This window comes from Enterobacter sp. E12 (assembly GCF_014596715.2).
GTDB classification, from domain to species: domain Bacteria; phylum Pseudomonadota; class Gammaproteobacteria; order Enterobacterales; family Enterobacteriaceae; genus Enterobacter; species Enterobacter bugandensis.
This window is the reverse complement of sequence record NZ_CP115601.1, coordinates 34,652-49,591: the sequence shown is the minus strand read 5'-3', so window position 1 is coordinate 49,591 and position 14,940 is coordinate 34,652. Positions and strand designations below refer to the sequence as shown.

16 protein-coding genes are annotated in these 14,940 nt (G+C 54.7%); 2 read left to right on the top strand and 14 right to left on the bottom strand.

Going from position 1 to position 14,940, the window contains the following annotated elements:
* The first annotated feature begins 90 nt into the window (after nucleotides 1-90).
* Complete coding sequence (locus tag IB212_RS00255; RefSeq protein WP_041911704.1) at nucleotides 91-1,089, top strand: aldo/keto reductase; 999 nt, start codon at nucleotides 91-93, stop codon at nucleotides 1,087-1,089.
* A 63-nt stretch (nucleotides 1,090-1,152) separates the two neighbouring features.
* Here the strand turns inward: IB212_RS00255 and IB212_RS00250 are convergent, their stop codons facing one another.
* Genes IB212_RS00250 through IB212_RS00215 form a run of 8 tightly spaced genes read right to left on the bottom strand, consistent with a single transcriptional unit; the run spans nucleotide 1,153 to nucleotide 7,077 of the window.
* Nucleotides 1,153-2,328 (bottom strand): acetyl-CoA C-acetyltransferase, encoded by a 1,176-nt coding sequence (locus IB212_RS00250; protein ID WP_188245835.1) that lies wholly within the window; start codon nucleotides 2,326-2,328, stop codon nucleotides 1,153-1,155.
* Nucleotides 2,325-2,738: a carboxymuconolactone decarboxylase family protein gene (locus tag IB212_RS00245; RefSeq protein ID WP_041911705.1), complete on the bottom strand. Its 414-nt coding sequence runs from the start codon at nucleotides 2,736-2,738 to the stop codon at nucleotides 2,325-2,327. The genes IB212_RS00250 and IB212_RS00245 overlap by 4 nt, the downstream gene beginning before the upstream one ends.
* Nucleotides 2,725-3,945 carry an MFS transporter gene (locus IB212_RS00240; protein WP_041911706.1) on the bottom strand — a complete coding sequence of 407 codons (1,221 nt, stop codon included), beginning with the start codon at nucleotides 3,943-3,945 and terminating at the stop codon, nucleotides 2,725-2,727. Before IB212_RS00240 ends, IB212_RS00245 begins: the two co-directional genes overlap by 14 nt.
* Nucleotides 3,946-3,966: 21 nt before the next feature.
* Nucleotides 3,967-4,617 carry an HAD family phosphatase gene (locus tag IB212_RS00235; protein ID WP_188245836.1) on the bottom strand — a complete coding sequence of 217 codons (651 nt, stop codon included), beginning with the start codon at nucleotides 4,615-4,617 and terminating at the stop codon, nucleotides 3,967-3,969.
* Between the two features lie 3 nt (nucleotides 4,618-4,620).
* Nucleotides 4,621-4,845 (bottom strand): 2-hydroxymuconate tautomerase, encoded by a 225-nt coding sequence (locus IB212_RS00230; protein ID WP_041911708.1) that lies wholly within the window; start codon nucleotides 4,843-4,845, stop codon nucleotides 4,621-4,623.
* 7 nt (nucleotides 4,846-4,852) lie between these two features.
* Nucleotides 4,853-5,686, bottom strand: a complete 834-nt coding sequence (locus IB212_RS00225) for a hypothetical protein (protein WP_028014969.1) — start codon at nucleotides 5,684-5,686, stop codon at nucleotides 4,853-4,855.
* A complete protein-coding gene (locus tag IB212_RS00220) occupies nucleotides 5,679-6,455 on the bottom strand; it encodes an AfsA-related hotdog domain-containing protein (RefSeq protein ID WP_028014968.1) in 777 nt (258 codons plus the stop codon). The genes IB212_RS00225 and IB212_RS00220 overlap by 8 nt, the downstream gene beginning before the upstream one ends.
* A gap of 10 nt (nucleotides 6,456-6,465) precedes the next feature.
* Entirely contained in the window at nucleotides 6,466-7,077 is a 612-nt protein-coding gene (locus IB212_RS00215) for a hypothetical protein (RefSeq protein WP_041911709.1), read from the bottom strand.
* 187 nt (nucleotides 7,078-7,264) lie between these two features.
* Here IB212_RS00215 and IB212_RS00210 point away from each other — a divergent pair, with 187 nt between their 5' ends.
* Complete coding sequence (locus IB212_RS00210) at nucleotides 7,265-8,185, top strand: LysR family transcriptional regulator (protein WP_028014966.1); 921 nt, start codon at nucleotides 7,265-7,267, stop codon at nucleotides 8,183-8,185.
* Here IB212_RS00210 and IB212_RS00205 read toward each other — a convergent pair.
* The 6 genes from IB212_RS00205 to uhpA form a co-directional block, all read right to left on the bottom strand.
* Nucleotides 8,182-8,634, bottom strand: a complete 453-nt coding sequence (locus IB212_RS00205; RefSeq protein WP_028014965.1) for a DUF1198 domain-containing protein — start codon at nucleotides 8,632-8,634, stop codon at nucleotides 8,182-8,184. The genes IB212_RS00210 and IB212_RS00205 overlap by 4 nt on opposite strands.
* Before the next feature lie 151 nt (nucleotides 8,635-8,785).
* A complete protein-coding gene (locus IB212_RS00200) occupies nucleotides 8,786-9,790 on the bottom strand; it encodes an alpha/beta fold hydrolase (protein WP_041911710.1) in 1,005 nt (334 codons plus the stop codon).
* 163 nt (nucleotides 9,791-9,953) lie between these two features.
* Nucleotides 9,954-11,345 carry a hexose-6-phosphate:phosphate antiporter gene (gene uhpT, locus IB212_RS00195; RefSeq protein ID WP_041911711.1) on the bottom strand — a complete coding sequence of 464 codons (1,392 nt, stop codon included), beginning with the start codon at nucleotides 11,343-11,345 and terminating at the stop codon, nucleotides 9,954-9,956.
* Between the two features lie 132 nt (nucleotides 11,346-11,477).
* Nucleotides 11,478-12,788 carry an MFS transporter gene (locus IB212_RS00190; RefSeq protein WP_041911712.1) on the bottom strand — a complete coding sequence of 437 codons (1,311 nt, stop codon included), beginning with the start codon at nucleotides 12,786-12,788 and terminating at the stop codon, nucleotides 11,478-11,480.
* Nucleotides 12,781-14,286, bottom strand: coding sequence for a signal transduction histidine-protein kinase/phosphatase UhpB (uhpB, locus tag IB212_RS00185; RefSeq protein WP_041911713.1), 1,506 nt, complete (start codon nucleotides 14,284-14,286; stop codon nucleotides 12,781-12,783). Before uhpB ends, IB212_RS00190 begins: the two co-directional genes overlap by 8 nt.
* Nucleotides 14,283-14,876, bottom strand: a complete 594-nt coding sequence (gene uhpA, locus IB212_RS00180; RefSeq protein WP_041911714.1) for a transcriptional regulator UhpA — start codon at nucleotides 14,874-14,876, stop codon at nucleotides 14,283-14,285. The genes uhpB and uhpA overlap by 4 nt, the downstream gene beginning before the upstream one ends.
* Nucleotides 14,877-14,940: the final 64 nt, after the last annotated feature.

The following is a 14,940-nucleotide window of genomic DNA, read 5'->3' as shown; positions in this document are numbered from 1 at the left end:
GGTGACTGATACCTTTTCAGCATAACGAAAATGAAAATTCAGTAACCACAATTGAGGTGAAACAATCATAGCGTCTGAAAAGGAGAAACTATGAAAACACGTACTTTATCTCAAAATCTTACCGTCAGTGCCATCGGCTACGGTGCCATGGGTCTGAGTGAATTTTATGGCCAGACTGATGACAAAGGCTCACTGCAGGTATTGCATAACCTCATCGATCTGAACGTGACGTTTATTGATACCGCAAATTTATATGGCCGTGGCCATAATGAAAGGCTAATCGGTCACTTTCTTGCCGGGCTGGATAAAAACACTCGCGACCAGTTCAAAATCGCCACGAAGTGCGGCATCGATCGCTCTCCTGACGACTCCTACGCCCGCACCATCAACAATACGCCGGACTATATCATCCGCTGCTGTAACGAATCCCTTAAGCGGCTTGGCGTGGAGCGAATCGACCTCTTCTACCTTCACAGGGTGAGTAACGCAACCCCGATCGAAGAGAGTATGGATTGCCTGCGCACCCTTGTTAAAGAGGGTAAGATCAACCACATCGGCCTTTGCGAAGTGTCGGCTTCAACGCTGCAACGGGCGCATGCGGTGCATCCGGTCACCGCATTGCAAACAGAATATTCTCTGTGGACACGAGACATCGAGGAAAACATTTTGCCGGTCGTGAAAGCGCTAGGTATCGGCCTGGTGCCCTACTCACCTCTTGGCAGGGGCTTCCTGACGGGAAAATATCTGAACAACAACGATTTTGCAGAAGGTGATTTCCGCAAGAATAACGAACGATTTGTTCAGTCCAGTCTCGATCATAATCGCCAGTTGCTCGATACCATTACCCCGCTGGCGACAAAATACGGCTGTACCGCAGGTCAGATTGCACTTGCCTGGCTGTTAGCACAATACGATCGGCTGGTTCCCATTCCGGGTACTAAGCACGTCAGCTATCTGGCCGAGAACGCGCGCGCTGCCGATATTGTGCTTGAGAAGAGCGATATCGAATCGTTGAACAACCTTCATCGCCGGGTAGCGATTAAAGGCGATCGTTATTCTGCCGAGGGTATGAAGGGCGTGAATGCCTGATACAGCATCTTGAAAATAAAAAACCGGGTTTCCCCGGTTTTTTTTATATCTACAGATACGCCGTTAGCGATAAACGCTCAACGCGACGCCTTCCCCGCCGCCAACGCACAGTGCGGCAACGCCACGCCTGGCATCATTACGGATCAGGGAATGAACCAGCGTCACCAAAATTCGGCAGCCGGATGCACCTATCGCATGCCCAAGCGCGATTGCCCCGCCGTATGGATTGATACGATCCGGGGAAATCCCGGCCCGCTGAATCACGGCCAGCGCCTGGGCGGCAAACGCTTCGTTGGATTCGAGATGATCGACATCCTCAGGCTTCCATCCCGAGCGGGAAAGACAGTCGGCAATGGCCTGAATCGGGGCTGCACCCATTAATGCCGGCTGGATACCGGAATTGGAAAATACGCCCAGCGATGCCAGAACCGGCAAACCACGTGCTTCGGCAGTCTCACGCGTACAAAGCAGGACCGCCGCAGCACCGTCATTCAACGATGAAGCATTTCCCGCCGTCACCGTACCCTCTTTTCGGAAGACAGGCTTCAGTTTCGTCAATTTTTCGATACTGGTTGCACGGGGTCCTTCATCCCTCTCCACGCTGATCGTTTCACCTTTTCGCGTCTGCCACTCAACCGGGACAATTTCACGCTCAAAAATGCCACGCGCCTGCGCTTCAAGCGCATTGTGGTGAGAGACAAGGGCATATTCATCCTGCATTTCGCGGCTGATACCAAACTCCGTCGCAACATTCTCTGCAGTGATACCCATGTGATAATCGTTGAAGGCATCCCAGAGCCCGTCAGAAACCAGGCTATCTTTGAGAGTAATATCACCCAGCCGCGTTCCGCTACGCGACGTCGTGGCGATATGCGGCGCGTTGGACATACTCTCCTGACCACCGGCGATAACAAACTCAGCCTCCCCCGTCTGCAGCGCCTGCATGCCAAGATGGACCGCCTTAAGCCCGGACCCGCACACTTTGTTTACCGTCAGACATTGCGTATCTACGGGCAACCCAGCATTCAGTGCCGACTGTCGGGCCGGGTTCTGGCCGCATCCCGCAGTAAGTACCTGACCCATAATGACCTGAGAGATATCACTGGCTTCTACGCCAGATTCTTTCAGGAGCGCCTGAATAATGCGGCTTCCCAGGTCAGAGGCTGAATGCTCCGCAAGCGCGCCCTGAAATGCGCCCGTCGCCGTGCGGCGGGCTGCAATAATAACAATCTCGCTCATGCGTCACTTCCCTTCAGTCCTGGCAAAGTATGGCCCGTCGAGGCCATTGCCGCGCGGTATGCAGTAAGACCATTCATGCAGGCGGGAACGCCAGCATATACCGCCATCTGTATCACAATTTCAAGCAGCTCTTCCGGCGTCACGCCGGTATTGAGCGCGCCTCGCATATGCAGTTCTAGCTGCGGCATGGCATTACCCAGCGTCACAAGCGAGGCGACGGTCAACATTTCGCGCGTTTTGAGATCCAGTCCCGGACGACCCACCACATCCCCGAACGCATAGTCGGTAATCAGGGCGGGCAGCCCCGGGTCCAGCTCGCTCAGGCGGCGGGTGACTTTATCCGCGAGCCCCGCTTCAAGACGGTCCATAATCTCTCTGCCATAGCGCGTGCGGTCATTAATTTGACTCATAAGATTTCTCCATACGGGATTGTTTTGCGGTTAACGTTGCCGGAATAACCGCGACAAGCAGAACGGACAGACCGATGGCCGTACCGGCGACGATATACAGGAGCGGCATTGAAAATGATGAAACCATCCAGGCACCGACTGACGCACCGATACCAATGGCGGTATTGAAAAATGAAACGTAGATTGCGGAGGCCGGGAAGGCTTTATCCTCTGCCATACGTAAAACCCACGTCTGGAAACCGACAAATATTCCTGATACGGCGACACCCCAGACAACCATACTGGTAAATATCAACGCAGCAGAGAGCGAGGAACCAGACAGGCCCAGGAACAGCAGCACTGCACAGATCAGCAGTACAGACAAAGAGACCGTCAGCTTGAGATACTTATCAATCAACACGCCGGTCAGGAAATTACCTGCCAGACCCGCGATGCCGTAAACAAAAAGCACAGCAGGAATAATGGTGGTGGACAGTAAACTCTGCGTGTGTAGCCAGGGTTCAATGTACGTAAAGGCAGCAAAGTGAGCCGTCACAGCCAGCAAAGTTGCTGAGTAAATTTTCCATAATGTTGACGATTTCAGCACGCCTTTAAGCGCATCCAGCCCGAGCGCGCTTTTGCTGGTAATCCTGGGAACAAGAACGCTAATACCCACAAAGGCAATTACGCTCAGCGCGGCCATCAGCCAAAATGCCTGCCGCCAGCCGAAGTGAATACCAATATAGTTGGATACCGGTACGCCAAAAACGCTTGCTGCGGAAACACCACCAAATACGATTGACGTCGCCGCCCCTATATATCTGGCAGGGACCATAGCCACCGCCGTTGCGCCGATCATCGCCCAGAATGCGCCGTGAGCAAGCGCTCCCAGTACGCGGGCGCTAAGCAGCATGCTATAGACGTTTACCGTCGCAGCCATAACGTTAGAGACCAGAAGTACCACGGTAAGCACAAGTAAAAGCCGCTTCTTGGCCACATTCCCTAAAAAGACGGAGGCAAACAGCGCACTCAACGCCCCCACCCAGGCATAAAGCGACACGGTCATGCCCACCGCAGATTCCGAAGACTGTAGCCCCTCTGCGATTGGCGTTAATAATCCGACTGGCGCCAGTTCGGTGGTGACAATAGTAAAGGTTGAAATTGCCAGAATGAATAAAGCAAGCCATGACCTTAACGTCATATTCTGCGGAGTGAGTTCTGAAGTCATACTACTTACCTCAATAAGGATTTAAATAATGTGCCAATTTTTTTCAGTTGCATATCTGGTAAGCGCGGAATGCTCTCCCACACAGACGGGATGGCCAGTGGCTTCCAGCATTGGAATATCCGAAAGATCGTCGCCGTAGGCATAACAATCCACGGGGTTAATCTCTTTATCATCGCAAAAGGCGATAAGCGCGTCTTTTTTACCTGTTCCAATTGTTTGAGGCAGGCCGATTTCACCCGTCAACTCACCTGCGTCATTTATTATCACCGGCGCACAGAGTACTTCCATTACTCCAAGATATTTTGCAATGGGTGAAAGAATCGGAAGCATAGAGCCCGATATAAATACGGTATACATGTTCTGGTTCTGATGTTTTTTAAGGGCTGAAACAGCACTCTCAATAAAAAACTCGCTTTCCAGCTTACGCCTGAACCACTTCTCACCCATTTCTTCCAGATAACGACAAGACACACCTTTAAACTGACGATAATAATCTCTGTTCAGGGCTTCCCTTGGCACGCCGTTTTTCACGTCGGTGAGAAAACGAGACATATAGCGTTGAAGACGATCGTTTTGATTATTTTCCCTGCACCAGAAATCATAGAAATCAAACATGCTTTTAATATTTATAAGCGTTTCATCAACATCAAAAAAAGCGGCATGTTTACGCAAATTTTATTCCTCGTAGTTTTTTCTTCGACTCTTAACCGGAAAATCTCTATCCGTACCAGACACGCCTGCATCCGCCCAGCGGGAAGGCGCAATTTCAGAAACCACCACGGAAATTTTATCCAGCGGCGCACCCGTGTTTTTGTGAACGGCAAATGTAATATCTTCCTGGAGTCTGATGATTTGATTTTCATCTTTCGCAGGCCAGGTCATAACATGAACAAATGGCATATTTTTCTCACTCTATAGTTGTAAATTCATCGAAGGAACGGCCTTTGAGTTTTAAATGGGCATGGATATCGCCTCCAAGACCATAAAAGCCAATTGCACCGCCATAGCTCTGACGCGAGCTCATATAAAGTACGACTACGTTAATAATTCTGTTTCCTTTCCTCGCCGGAGCCGGGAAAGGATCGGTTAACTCTGCCCAATATTCGGCATTACCTTCGCTATCGGTTATAAATACGTTGGGTATTCCCAGCGGACCTGGCCTGCTCGGATCCTCCGAGGCTAGATCGTTTTCCCTGAGACTCATCACGGTGTAAACGCTATCCGGAACAAGGCTCCGGAACGAAAACGTGAACCGGGCTCGTTTCTTATCTTCGGACAATGTGACCTCAAAGGTGCCCTCTGCCTCGAGCCAGGCAGCGAGGGTCACTGGCTCGATCTCTCGCTTTCCATCGCTGCTGCGATAATCCGCGATATAGCCTTCATGAAGTGGCAGGCCAGGCCTTATTTCATTATTGGCCTGCGGCCGCTGTTCTGGTGCGAAAACCATCCGATAGTTGTTCATCGGAATGGGTAAAGGAAGAGTATGAAGAATGATGTCCTTCAACGCGTCCTGAGGCATCTTGTCCAGATCGCACAGAATGTTATAGGGTGCGACTTCCCCAAATGCCGGAAGCGGGCTGTCCGGAGAGACAATGACGCTTCGCCACTGCAGTCCGTTATCCCCTGGCACCATGCCCACCACGACAAAATTACCCTTCCCGTCCATGACCTCCGCAGGGGGGTAAAGCGGCCCCTGCGTGGTCGCAGCCAGACGGTATTTCTGGCTACGTAATTCAGGCATGCGTTACCCCCTGAGTCACCCCTTGCTGCTCAACAATGGTCGCCTGCATGGCAACCTCAGCCAGAGATTTCTCTTTCTCTGTAATCAGGGCGGAAGGATAAACGGTGAACGAGACATCCATTGTCGCGCAAAGCGTTTGGTGCTGAGTGACGCGAACCTGAGCCTTGAAACGCCCCCGGCGGTCGTTAATATCTTTTTCAAGAAATTCAAAGTGGACCAGTGCCGGTAAAGGGAACAGGAAACTGGCGAAATTGATTGCCATGCTATTAATGACGTAATAGCGTCCACTTTCCTGCTGGTAAATAAATTCTTCGGTGACACCGATAAAGGCCTGTCGGCTGGCTTCAACCAGGAGCATTCCCTGAATATGCTGCCCCGTCTGATGATCCGCCATCAATTCGCAACGCTCATCGATTAACAGCGGCATCGCATAAAGATCGTGGTTATGCTCAGCTTGTTCCGCAGGTCCTATAAGTACATTCTGTTCCAGTCTTTTATGGCAATAAGCATTTTTTTTGTCGCTAACCAGTTTTTCCAGAGAGCACATTTTTAATTTATTACCATGAATCGCATTTCTTGCCTGGTTTGAAATTACCTTTCCGGCAAAATCCTTGCGCACGCCCTGCCCAACAATAATTTCATGTTCTTTATCAATGATATTCGCAGGGATTTGAGTCAATAATTCTAGCTGAGATATAGTCAGTACATCTTTACCATTGGCAAATTCATTAAATTTATCGCCAACAACTACCAACTTTTTACAGTTCATTCATTGTCCCTCAACAACAGCAAGCACGATAGATACGAGTATAAAGGCCGTCATTACCGCCAGTAATAAAGTTATCGCCGGCCTGTTGAATAATTTCCTGATAACGCGCATTGGTAAATGCTTCTTTATATTCTGCTTTATCACCGTTGAATGAGGAGATAAACATTACACCCGGAACGCCACTGATCAGTGAATGAAATGCTTCGAAACTTTCAATCTTATCTTTGTTATCTCTTACAACATTAAAAATGGTTTCATCGCGCCACTGACGGTACTGCTGATAGTTATGCGCAGGCACTTCGACGTGTCGGAGTTGAATATAATTTGATTGTGGCAAGCTATTTTTATTATCAATTGGGGATTCAACAAACTTAAGCAGTTCGCGACGGATATCGGCAGAAAGAACTTCAGAGAAACGATGGAACATGGATTCCATTTCACTTTCAACCCATGCAATTTCTTTAATATCGTTGAATGCGCGTAATTCCAGCAATTCATTAACGCCGTTTTCTTCACAGGTATAGTAGCGAACGTTTTCATTGCTTTTTAAGGAAGTAAATTCTTTTTCAGAAAAAGTGTTTTTTAATGGGAAGCGTGATACCAGTACGTATTTAGACGACATAATTACTCCGAGTATTGATTAAGTGAGGATTCGGATAGAAATTTATCAATACAGGAAACTATTGGAATTGTTAAATTTGTAATATATTTTTTGTATTACTGTTAAAACGGGTTTTGCTGCCAGCATTTAGCGTGTAATATCGAAATGGAAAAAAGACGAAATACCTTTTCGCATTTAGGACCCACGTATGGCTACAGCAGAACATTTAATCAGCAATAACCTGCCCAGTATCAAACAATTACAATGCTTTCTCGCTGTTGCACATGAACTGAACTTTCGTAAGGCTGCCGAACGTCTACGCATGACTCAACCGCCTCTGACGCGTCAGATAAAATGCCTTGAAGCGGTGTTGAAACGTCAGTTGTTCAGTCGCAGTACGCATGACGTTAGCCTCACTGAAGCAGGCCGAGCGCTGGTCGTTCAGGCAGAAAAAATACTCAAAGACATCAGCAGCTTAAAAGAAGACCCTCACTCTTCAGAAACGAATCTGCGCATCGGTCTCACGCGCACGCTTAATTTTGAATATATTGAACCTGTAAATACCCAGCTTCAAAAAATGAACGCCGGAGATGACGTTGAAACGCCCGACCTGACGTCAGCACAGCTGCTGCAAAGCTTGTCTAAAAATATGCTGGATCTGGTGCTGACCGGGGAAAAAGGAACGGGTCATGAAGACATTGTTCAATACCGCTGGGTCTGCCAGGAACCGTTACTCATCGCAATGCCTTCTTTACATCCTGCCAGTTTGAAAGAGAAAGTCTCGCTGGAAGACATTAGCGATCTTCCACTTTTTTGGTTTTCGAGAAGCGCTAATCCGTCATTCTATGACAAATGCGAAAGCTACTTTGACACGCTGAAAACGCCGCTGAAGCGTATTAAAGAGCCGGATGATTCCCTCGTGATGCTAAGCCGTATCGCAAGAGGGAAAGGGTTTGCGCTGCTGCCTCAGTCAAAATGCACCTTCAATCAGGAGGGGCTATGCTATCGCGAACTAACGGACGATGAGGCAAAGAGATTAAATATTGATATCTATGCCGCAACCCGCCTCAATGAAAACAGAGAGGAGATCCTGAACGCTCAGAATATCTTGTGCGGCAAAAAGGCTTAATGCAGATAAAACACACCTTCTTCCGGCAGAAATAGCTGGTTATAGCGTAGCTGGAAGGCGTTCAGCTCCTGCGGATCGGGCTCCATTTCGCGCATAAAGCCAAGTGCCAGACGAATTTGCGCATCGGTAATGGGTGCAGCAAGGCGGGCTTTACGCAGCATACGGTGCCAGGTATGCAGATTCTCTTCGCTACCGTCGACAATACAGACCTGCCAGATGAGCAGCACCTGCGCGGCGTTTTGCAGATGCGCCTCGTCAGGCCGCTCAAGGTAGCGGATAAATTCATTGCCCGGTGTTTTACCGAACTGGTCAATCATCGACTCGATCGGCATCGGGGTAATCCCCAGCCGTTCGCTTAAACGTTTGATGGCGCGGCGGGAGTCTGAGGTCAGGACACGAAATCCCACCACAAACACCACGGCAAGCGTTGCCAGCATTATCCAGACCATGCGTTCTCCTTAGACTAGCCGCTCATCATAGCGGGAAACGCAGCGTGTCGACAGCGGGTACGGCCAGAATAGTGAACCGAAAAAAGCTGGATAAATGCGATGAAAGCAATCCCGCGCAGGCGTGGCTGCGCGGGCTGTTGCTGGAGACCCGTCAGCGCGCCTGAAGCCCCTTCAACAGCGCCTCGTGAAAGCGTGCGGGATCCTGCATCTGCGGCGCGTGGCCCATGTCGTTAAACTCCACCAGCGTCGCGTGCGGGATACGCTTCGCCGTCTCTTTCCCCAGCACCGCATAGTTCCCGAGCGTCTTGCGGACCTCCGGCGGGGCGAGGTCTTTCCCGATGGCGGTGTTGTCCTTCGTGCCGATCATCAATAATACCGGCATCTTCAGGTCGCTAAATTCATAGATGACCGGCTGGGTGTAGATCATGTCGTAGAGCAGCGCCGAGTTCCACGCCACGCGCGCTTTGCCCGGCCCGTTGTTCAGCCCGGCAAGCATGGTCACCCAGCGCTCGTATTCCGGCTTCCACTCCCCGGCGTAGTAGGTGTTTTTCTCGTACTGGCGAATGCCGTCGGCGCTGACCTTCAGCTCGCGCTGGTACCACTGGTCGACGGTAATATGCGGCACGCCGCGCGCTTTCCAGTCTTCAAGCCCTATTGGGTTCACCATCACCAGTTGCTCTACCTGCTGCGGCCACATCAGCGCGTAGCGGGTCGCCAGCATGCCGCCGGTCGAATGGCCAATAACCGTGACGCGATCGACGCCCAGCGTTTTCAGCAGCGCGTGGGTGTTATCCGCCAGTTGCTGGAAGGTGTACTGATAATGCTCTGGCTTGGTGGATTTACAGAAGCCGATCTGGTCGGGTGCGATCACGCGATACCCGCTGGCCGACAGCGCGCGGATCGTGCCGTCCCAGGTGCCGGCGCAGAAGTTTTTACCGTGCATCAGCACCGCGGTGCGGCCATTGGGTTGTTCCGGCTTCACGTCCAGGTAAGCCATATCCAGAGACTGGTTTTGCGAGGTAAAGGTAAAGTGTTTTACCGGCCAGCCGTAGTCAAAACCTTCCAGCTTCTCGCCGTAGGTGGGGGCATTCGCGGCCATTGCGGGGGAGGCCAGCGCCATCAGCAGCGCCAGGCAGGACAATCGTCGGGTCAACATGCAAGCTCTCCGTTAGCAAAAGGGGCTAAGGCTGCACGAATGGCGGCAGCAAAAAACACTGTAGAGCATGGAGAGGATCGGGTGTGTAAAGCGGGGTAAAGGTAGGACGAGCAAATAAAAAAAGCCCGGCATCACACACCGGGCAAAGAAGTTACCTGCACACTCAGGCCGCTTTTAATTTCTGCGCGCGATTCTCGCGGCGAATTTTACGTTCTTCCAGCACCGCGACCATCGCCATCAGGACGATACAGCCAATCGCTGCCGCATCCAGCGCCGCGAAGGTGCCCGCCCAGCCGGTGAGGCCGAAAATCGGTGTGCCGTCGGCGATCATCCCCAGGCCCAGCTTGGCGAAGCTGTCGCCGATCAGGTAGGCGAAGGTGCCTTTAATCCCATCGGCGGCGCCGATCGCTTTTTTCGGCACGAACCCTACGGCCGCCACGCCAATCAGCAACTGAGGGCCAAACACCAGGAAGCCAAGCGCGAACAGGGACGCCAGGTAAACGTACTGGTTGCTGGCGTGCTGGTAGATGCCGAGCGTAGCGATAATCAGCGCCAGCGCGACGCAGGCCACCAGCGCGCGACGGCCGTTGGCGAGGTCGGAGAGCCAGCCCCACAGCAGCGTGCCGACCAGCGCGCCCACTTCGAACAGGGTGAAGCCCTGAATCGCCACCTCTTTCGACAGCTTCAACTCCTGGAAGGCGTACACCGTTGACCACTGGTCGATGCCGATGCGCACCACGTACAGGAAGATGTTTGAGAAGCACAGCAGCCAGATCACTTTGTTTTTCAGCACATACTCAACAAAGATCTGCCATTTGGACATCTCGTTCCCTTCGGTCTCTTTGTCCTCTTCGCTGATCTCCTCCCCGAACAGCTCTTCGGCTTTGCCGAGGCCGTACGATTCCGGGGAGTCGCTGCCGAAACGCAGGCCGATAAAGCCGACGATCAGGGCGATAATCGACGGGAAGATAAACATGCCGATCACGTGGCCGTCGAACAGATAGTTCGCGCCAAACAGCGCCACGCCTGCCGCACCCGCCCCGCCGAGGTTGTGGGAGATGTTCCACATGCCGAGGTACGAACCCCGCTTGCGGCGCGGCGTCCATTTGGTGATGGTGGAGTAGCTGCACGACCCGCCGGTGCTCTGGAAGAAACCGCTCAGGGCGTAGAAGGCAATCATCAGGAACAGGCTGACGGAGCCCGCGCCCATGCTGGCGCTGAAGCCGAGCATACAGATGGCGGAGAGGATCAGCATAAACGGCAGGAACTGCTTGGTGTTTTTACCGTCCGCGTAGTAGGACACAACCGTTTTCCCCACCCCGTAGGTGATGGAGAAGCCCAGGCCAATCATCCCCAGCTGCGTCATGCTCAGCCCGTAGGTGGAGATCATGTCGTTCTGCGCGATGTTAAAGTTTTTGCGGATCAGGTACATGGTCAGGTAGCCGATGAAGACCACCAGATAAGACTGCATGAACGGTTTGAACCACATCTTGCGCCGCACGTCGAGCGGCAGATCCAGGGTCGGCTTGCGCACCTGGTTTAAGAAGGCCAGCATGGTTGGTTTACTCCTGAGCTGATTTTTGCAGCATTGTAAAAATCAGCCGGGAGAGATGCCTGAGACAGCGTCCAGGTGAAACCGGGAAAATTTCCTAGTTTTGCGCCATTCGGCAACAAAAGGTGAGGCACGTCACGCTTCGCGCGGCGCCTGGGCGTGCAAAAACGGCAGCAGCAGCAAGGCCGAGATGCCCGCCGCGATGGCGATCGCCGCGAAGAACCCGCTCCAGTGCCAGACGTCGATGACCCGCGCCAGCGGCCAGCCGGAGAGCGACGCGCCGAGGTAGGCAAACAGCCCGACAAAGCCCGTTGCCGCGCCTGCCGCCTCCTTGTGCGAGCACTCCGCCGCCGCCATGCCGATCAGCATCTGCGGGCCAAAGACAAAAAAGCCGATGGTGAAGAAGCACGCCGCCTGCATCACGTAGCTGGCGAACGGCATCAGCCACAGCGAGCCGACGGAGAGTAAAATCCCGGCGGCAAAAATCAGATTCATCGGGCCGCGGTTGCCGTTGAACAGCTTGTCCGAGCCCCAGCCCGCCACCAGCGCGCCGATAAACCCGCCCAGCTCAAACATCGTCACCGCAGAGTTAGCGGTCACCAGGTCCACGCCGAGCGTCTCGGACATGTACAGGTTACCCCAGTCGTTGATCGCCGCGCGCACCACGTAGACCAGCACGTAGCAGAGGGACAGCAGCCAGATGTACGGATTTTTCAGCACGTATTTGGTGAGGATTTCCTGGCGGGACAGCCCGGCGCCCTCCTGCTGCTGGGCGATCTCCATCTCGTCGTGCCGCCAGTCGCCCACCGCCGGTAGGCCGACGGTTTGCGGCCTGTCGCGCAAGCGCCAGCAGAGGAACAGCCCGGCGACAATCGCGAGGGCACCGGCAATCATCATCCCCGTGCGCCAGCCGTAGTGCAGCGCGGCAGCCCCCACCACCATCGGGATCAGTGCCCCGCCGACGTTATGCGCGGTGTTCCAGATTGCCCACCATCCGCCGCGCTCGTTGCGCGAGTACCAGGCGGTGAGCAGGCGGGCGCAGACCGGCGCACCCCAGCCCTGGAAAAAGGCGTTCAGCGCCCACAGCAGGGCAAAGGCCCACAGCGAGGTGGAAAAGCCAAACAGGATGTTCACCACGCCGGTGGCGATCAGCCCAACGCCCATGAAATAGCGCGCGTTGGAGCGGTCGCTGACGATGCCGGAGAAGAACTTCGACAGCCCGTAGCTGATGTAAAACAGCGTCGCCAGCAGGCCGATATCGGTGCGCGTCATCACGCCGCTGGCGAGGATTTCCGGCGCGGCGGCGTTGAAGCTTTTGCGGGTGAAGTAGAACAGCGCGTAGCCGAGCCAGATGGTGATCAGGATATGGCGACGCCAGTAGCGGTAGCGGGCGTCGATTTCCGCCTTGTCGCGCAACGGAGCCGCGCTGGTTGGGGTTTTAAACATGATACGTCCTTAACGGCAAACTGACGCTGACGCGCGTCCCGTGGGTGCAGGAGAGGGTCAGCGTGCCGCCCAGCGCCTTGACGCGCTCGCGCATGCCCGCCAGGCCAAAGCCCTGCTGGCCGGAGCCCGGCGGCAGGCCGCAGCCGTCGTCTTCAATCACCAGCATCAGGCGCTCGTCCTGCTGCCAGCCATGGATCGTCACCGCGCTGGCATTGGCATGTTTAACGATGTTGTTCAGCCCCTCCTGACAGACGCGGAACAGCGTCACGCGCTGGCCTTCGCTGAGCAATGATTCATCAATGCGCCAGTCGAGATGGCTGACAATGCCGCGGCTTTCCAGCTCCATCTCGCGCATCAGGGAGCGTATCGCCTGCTCCAGCGACAGGTCATCAAGCTGGCGCGGACGTAGCCGTCCCAGCAAGCGGCGAACGGCGTCATAGACACCCAGCGAAAGCTGTTCGATATGCGCCCCGCCCTGCTTCACGCCCGCGTTATCCGCCGCCAGGCGCTGAACAATGCCCGCCTGCGTGCGGATGGCGGTAATGGTCTGGCCGATATCGTCGTGCAGCTCGCGAGCCACCTCCTGACGCACGCTCTCCTCGGTCTCCAGCAGACGCTCCGCCAGACGACGGTTGCGCGCCAGCTCGGCTTGCAGGGACTGGTTCAGCTCGCGCAAACGCTGAATGCCCGCGCCGAGCAGCAGTCCGGTCAGGCTCTGGGCCAGCAGCGAGAGCAGCAGATCCACCGGATGATCGTGCCAGGTCTGGCTGGCGATCAGCGCGATGGCGTTCATCAGCGTGGCGATCAGCGCCCCCTGCCAGCCGTAGTGCCAGGCCAGAGCGATGATCGGCAGCGCCAGGCAAAACGGCGTGAAGCGCGAAAGCTCGGCGGGCAGACCAAGCTGCAGCCACAGGCTCACCATAAACAGCAGCAAATACCAGATGAGGTGTCGGGCGCGCCAGTTCACCGGTTGGGAGACCAGCGCGGGGCCGAGCGGCTGCCAGACGGTGCTTGTGAGGTAGTGCCAGAAAACCAGACAGGTCGGCGCGAGGGTCAGACCACCGGTCAGGGTCAGAAGCAGGGCGTTAAGCATCTCCTTCTCGCCGATCCACGGCAGGGATTGTAACAGCGCGGCGGCAATCAGCGCCGCCCCCTGACGCAGCAGCGTGCGCCAGTCGCGCTGGTGGCGGTAGCGGGAAATCAGGGCAACGGGGAGAAGCGTGAGCAGGCTTCCGGTCATCAATAAGGGAAGATGCGCGAGGGCCACCTCCTGCGCCAGCCAGATCAGCATCAGCCACTCCGCGCCGAGCAAAACGGGCCAGTAGCCGCGCGGGCACTGGAGCATTAGCCCCAGACGCAGGCCGAAGGGAAACAGCAGCACCGCCAGCTCCGGGCGCTCCACCAGGTGCAGGCTGATGCTCCACAGGCAAAACCACGCGGCGGAGAAGATAAAAAAGCTGGCGACGACGGCGATCAGCCGCGAAAACACGGGACTCATTGCCAGCTGTCGAACATGCGGCGCGCCAGCTCGACGTCGTTGCTGACGTTGAGTTTTTCCATCAGGTTGGCGCGGTGGACGTGCACGGTTTTCGGCGACAGATCCAGCTCGGCGGCAATCTCTTTCACCGACATGCCCTGGGCAAGCTTCTCCGCCACCTGGCGCTCGCGTCTGGTGAGCGGATCCTGACGTCCGGCCGCCAGCTTGATAGCGATATCCGGCGTCAGGTAGCAGCCGCCGGTGGAGACGGTGCGCACGGCAGCGATCAGCTCGTCCGGGCTACAGCGTTTGGAGAGGAAGCCGCGCGCCCCCGCGTTGAGCGCCTGCTCGACCAGCGCCGGGCTGTCGTGAACCGAGAGCATGATCGTCGCCATCCCTTTCGGCAGCTGGCTCAACAGCTCCAGCCCGGAGAGATCCGGCATCGAGATGTCACAGATACAGACCTGCACCCCGCGCCCCGGCAGGCCCGCCAGCGCCTCGTGACCGGAGCCAAACTCGGCCACGACCTGAAAATCCGGTTCGAGGTTAAGAAGCTGGGCAAAGCCGGAGCGGACGATAAGGTGGTCGTCGATGAGAGCGATGGTGGTCATGTGTGTTCCTGCGATCTGAAAAAGCCGGATGACGCTGCGCTTATCCGGCCTACAAGAGCGAAAG

Excerpts from the sequence above, each read along its gene's own strand:
- IB212_RS00255 (WP_041911704.1), top strand. The coding sequence starts at position 91 with ATGAAAACACGTACTTTATCTCAAAATCTTACCGTCAGTGCCATCGGC.
- IB212_RS00250 (WP_188245835.1), bottom strand. The coding sequence starts at position 2,328 with ATGAGCGAGATTGTTATTATTGCAGCCCGCCGCACGGCGACGGGCGCA.
- IB212_RS00245 (WP_041911705.1), bottom strand. The coding sequence starts at position 2,738 with ATGAGTCAAATTAATGACCGCACGCGCTATGGCAGAGAGATTATGGAC.
- IB212_RS00240 (WP_041911706.1), bottom strand. The coding sequence starts at position 3,945 with ATGACTTCAGAACTCACTCCGCAGAATATGACGTTAAGGTCATGGCTT.
- IB212_RS00230 (WP_041911708.1), bottom strand. The coding sequence starts at position 4,845 with ATGCCATTTGTTCATGTTATGACCTGGCCTGCGAAAGATGAAAATCAA.
- IB212_RS00225 (WP_028014969.1), bottom strand. The coding sequence starts at position 5,686 with ATGCCTGAATTACGTAGCCAGAAATACCGTCTGGCTGCGACCACGCAG.
- IB212_RS00220 (WP_028014968.1), bottom strand. The coding sequence starts at position 6,455 with ATGAACTGTAAAAAGTTGGTAGTTGTTGGCGATAAATTTAATGAATTT.
- IB212_RS00215 (WP_041911709.1), bottom strand. The coding sequence starts at position 7,077 with ATGTCGTCTAAATACGTACTGGTATCACGCTTCCCATTAAAAAACACT.
- IB212_RS00210 (WP_028014966.1), top strand. The coding sequence starts at position 7,265 with ATGGCTACAGCAGAACATTTAATCAGCAATAACCTGCCCAGTATCAAA.
- IB212_RS00205 (WP_028014965.1), bottom strand. The coding sequence starts at position 8,634 with ATGGTCTGGATAATGCTGGCAACGCTTGCCGTGGTGTTTGTGGTGGGA.
- IB212_RS00200 (WP_041911710.1), bottom strand. The coding sequence starts at position 9,790 with ATGTTGACCCGACGATTGTCCTGCCTGGCGCTGCTGATGGCGCTGGCC.
- uhpT (WP_041911711.1), bottom strand. The coding sequence starts at position 11,345 with ATGCTGGCCTTCTTAAACCAGGTGCGCAAGCCGACCCTGGATCTGCCG.
- IB212_RS00190 (WP_041911712.1), bottom strand. The coding sequence starts at position 12,788 with ATGTTTAAAACCCCAACCAGCGCGGCTCCGTTGCGCGACAAGGCGGAA.
- uhpB (WP_041911713.1), bottom strand. The coding sequence starts at position 14,286 with ATGAGTCCCGTGTTTTCGCGGCTGATCGCCGTCGTCGCCAGCTTTTTT.
- uhpA (WP_041911714.1), bottom strand. The coding sequence starts at position 14,876 with ATGACCACCATCGCTCTCATCGACGACCACCTTATCGTCCGCTCCGGC.